The organism is Streptococcus mitis, from assembly GCF_001579035.1.
In the GTDB taxonomy this organism is placed as follows: domain Bacteria; phylum Bacillota; class Bacilli; order Lactobacillales; family Streptococcaceae; genus Streptococcus; species Streptococcus mitis_J.
The window spans coordinates 34244-38220 of record NZ_KQ970287.1 but is presented as its reverse complement, the minus strand read 5'-3'; the positions used below and the strand labels follow the sequence as shown (position 1 = coordinate 38220).

The window sequence follows — 3977 nt, the reverse complement described above, 5'->3', positions numbered from 1 at the left end:
GAACATGGTAATCCTTGCTGATCGGCTCTTCCAAGGACTCATACTTCGGTCCACGGATAAGTTTTTTATCAAAATCAGACTGGTAAGGAGCCACAATCTCAGGTTCAACAGCATGGACTTTTCGACTGTCTCGATCCATGAGAACAAAGGTCGCCATCATGTGGATAAGCTCCTGTCCCGCCTCATCATAAATGGTAAAGCGACGATAGCAAAAAAGTCGATTGTAGCTCAGTGCTTCCGTTTCGATGATAATTTCTTCCGCAAAACGAGGCAAACGAACCACCTCGATATCATAGTCTGTGATAATCCAGACCAGATTATGTTCTTCTAAAATGGCCTTATCACTAACTCCCAGTTCAATCGACTGCATCCCTGAAACTTGAAGAGATAGCAATATCACATCTGGGAGCTTGATATGACCGTTCATGTCAGCCATATCAAAAGGAATTTTCATTTTCATTTGATAAGTTAAGCCCATCATCCTACTCCAAAATAAATCGTTCTGCTACGGTGTCTCCTAAAAAGAGACCTCTTTTTGTCATGCGCACTCGGTCACCCTCTATTTGCATGAGACCTTGTTGAACCAAATCTCTGACGATTTCTCCATAAAGCCCCTCAAACGACCGTCCAAATTTTTCCTCAAATCGCACCATGGAAACCCCTGATTTCTTGCGGAGGCCCAAGAACATTTCCTCTTCCATTCGCTCCTTTTGACTCAGGTGCTCTTCTGTGATGCGAGCATTGCCTTCCTCAACCGCACTGAGATAATGACGAATGGGACCATGGTTTTTATATCGAACACCATTGACATAGCCAGACGCCCCAGCACCGATGCCATAGTATTCAGCATTGTCCCAATACATGAGATTGTGACGACTTTCAAAACCGGGTTTGGAGAAATTAGAAATCTCATAATGCTCAAAGCCTGCTCGCTCCAGCTCTGCGATGATATACTCAAACATCTCAGCCTCAAGTTCCTCCTTAGGCAGAGGCAATTTCCCTCGTCGCATACGGTTCATAAAAACCGTATGGTTTTCTAAAATCAAGCTATACAGACTCATATGGGGAATATCAAGTCCAATGGCCTTAGCCACATTATCCTTAACCTGCTCCATGGTCTGACCAGGCAGTGCATAAATCAAATCAATGGAGATGTTGTCAAAACCAGCCAATTTCAGGCGGTCGATATTTTCATAAATATCCTTCTCCAAATGACTGCGCCCAATCTTTTTCAGCATCTTGTCGTCAAAGGTCTGCACACCTAGTGAAACACGATTGACAGCCGAGTTTTTCAAAACGGCTATCTTATCCGCATCCAAGTCCCCTGGATTTGCCTCAATGGTCAATTCCTCCAAGGCAGACAAGTCCAAGTTTTTAGTCAAGCCATCCAGCAATACCTCCAGTTGTGGAGCTGACAAAGCTGTCGGTGTTCCACCACCAATGTAGAGGGTTCGCAACTTTTGAATATCATAAGATTGAAACTCTTCTAATAAATGCTCCAAATAGCTATCAACTGGCTGATTCTTGATGAAGACCTTTGAAAAGTCACAATAATAACAAATCTGGGTACAAAACGGGATGTGCACATAGGCTGACGTTGGTTTCTTCTGCATAGTACTTATTATACCACAAAAGCGAACAATACTTAGAATTCCCTTTAACAAAATCCTAGCATTGTTCGCTTTCTTTATCTAAACATTCTTTGTATTTTATGACGAACACGATTCCCAGAATCAATCTAGTTTGTCTTTACAATACAAAAGAATGAATGTTCATCTGACTAAATTTTTAGTCTTCTTTTTTCTTTCTAAGAGCAAGTCCGAGACCGCCTAGCATACCAAGAAGTCCGAGAGATGCAAGAGTCGCATTTGATTCTGTTCCTGTATTTGGTAATACATTTTGAGAATCATTTGACTTAGCTCCATTATCACTATCACTAGCATCTGTAGTATCTTCATGATTTGCATTTGGAGTAACTGCATCTGGAATTGGAGTTGTTGGTGCAGGTGTATCTTGACCAGAATTTCCATTAGTATCAGGTGTGACTGTAACAACGCCTGTCTGAGGATTTGGTTCCAATACTACTGTTGGTGTCTTACGGGCTGGGGTTGTTACAATTACTTCTACAGGATCTTTTCCTGGTTCCGTAATCGTGCCTTTTCCTGGTTCTATTCCATCTGGTAAATCTTTATTAGGTATAGTTCCTTTTCCGTCTTTTCCAATTATTACGACGATAGGTTTACCATTCTTACCTGGTATTTCTACCTTAGTATTTTCTGGATATAGTGTTCCATCTGGTTTCTTAGGTGTTACCGTCACATCCCCTGTATTTGGATTTTGATCCAACTCTACTGTTGGTGTCTTACGAGCTGGGGTTGTTACATCCACCGGATTAGATGGTTTCTTACCTGGTTCTGTTACGGTTCCTTTTCCTGGTTTAGCTTCTTTTGGAAGTTGGTCATTTGGAACTGTTCCTGAACCGTCTTTTCCAATTGTCACTACTATAGATGTTCCATTTTCTCCTGGAATTTTCACTATAGTACCTTCCGGATACGTTGTTTTATCTGTTTTCTTCGGTGTGACGACTGCATCTCCATTTGGTTTTATTGTGATTTCAATTGTACCTAATTCTACCGTTTCTGGCGCAGTAGGATCAATTTTCCCAGGCGTCTCTACCTTCACTTCAACTGTTGGCTTATCTGGTTCCTTAATCCTACCTGTTCCTGGAGTATCTTCATCAGGTAAATCATTATTTGGAACTGTTCCTGTTCCATCATTTCCGATTGGTACAACGATTGGCTTGCCATCTTTCCCTGGAATTTCTACCGTAGTTCCTGGTGGATATGTTGTTCCATCTGGTTTTTTCGGTGTGACAGTGACATTTCCTGTAGCTGGATCTTGTGTCAGCTCTACTGTTGGAGTCTTACGAGCAGGTGTCGTTACAACTACTGGTTGTGACGGTTTCTTATTCGGCTCTGTTACAATTCCTTTTCCTGTAACAGCTTCTTTTGGAAGTTTATCATTTGGAACTGTTCCTGAGCCGTTATCTCCAACCGTTACAATAATAGATGTTCCATTTTCTCCTGGAATCACAACCTTAGTTCCTGATGGATATGTTGAGCCATCTGGTTTCTTAGGTGTGACTACAGCATCTCCATTTGGATTTCTTGTAATTTCAATCTTACCTGGTTGCTCTGTTTGAGGTGCAAGTGGATTGATTTTACCTGGTGTTAGCACCTGAGCTTCCGTAGTTGGTTTTCCTGGTTCTGTAATCTTACCTGTTCCAGGTACATTTCCATCTGGTAAGTCGTTATTTGGAACTGTTCCTTTTCCACCTTGTCCGATTTCTACTACAATTGGATTACCATTCTTACCTGGAATTTCTACCTTCGTTCCTGGCGGGTATGTTGAACCATCTGGTTTCATAGGAATCACTGTTACATCTCCAGTTTTTGGATCTTGATCCAAACGTATCACTGATGGTTTGCGAGCAGGTGTTATCACATCCACTGGTTGTGATGGTCTAGCTCCTGGCTCTGTTACTGTTCCTTTTCCTGGCACTTCATCTTTAGGAAGTTTGTCATTCGGAACTATTCCAAAACCATCTTTTCCGATTGTTACAACAATAGGTGTTCCATTTTCTCCTGGAATTTTCACAGTCGTTCCTGCTTGATATGGTGTTCCATCTGGTTTCTTAGGTGTAACTACGGCATCTCCATTTGGGTTTCTTGTGATGTCGATTTCAGTTGGTTGTTCCGTCGCTGGATGATTTGGATTGATTTTTTTCGGTGTTTCAACATTAACATCTACCTCAGGTTTACCATCTTCTTTAATCTTACCTATTCCTGGAGTATCCTCATCAGGTAAATCATTATTAGGAACTGTACCTTTGCCATCTTTGTCAAGTGTTACTTCAATAGTTTTTCCATCTTTTCCTGGAATTTCTACCTTAGTATTTTCTGGATATAGTGTTCCAT

Annotated in this window: 3 protein-coding genes; all 3 read right to left on the bottom strand. The window is 41.4% G+C overall.

All coding sequences use genetic code 11. From position 1 onward, the window contains the following. Nucleotides 1–478 (bottom strand): acyl-ACP thioesterase domain-containing protein (locus SMIDD26_RS04585; RefSeq protein WP_246746906.1); only part of this gene is annotated, 478 nt, incomplete at its 3' end. A 4-nt stretch (nt 479–482) separates the two neighbouring features. Then, nucleotides 483–1613, bottom strand: a complete 1131-nt coding sequence (gene hemW, locus SMIDD26_RS04580) for a radical SAM family heme chaperone HemW (protein ID WP_061439207.1) — start codon at nt 1611–1613, stop codon at nt 483–485. Between the two features lie 175 nt (nt 1614–1788). Next, the coding region (locus SMIDD26_RS04575; RefSeq protein WP_167747476.1) for an LPXTG cell wall anchor domain-containing protein at nt 1789–3977 on the bottom strand (2189 nt) is incomplete at its 5' end.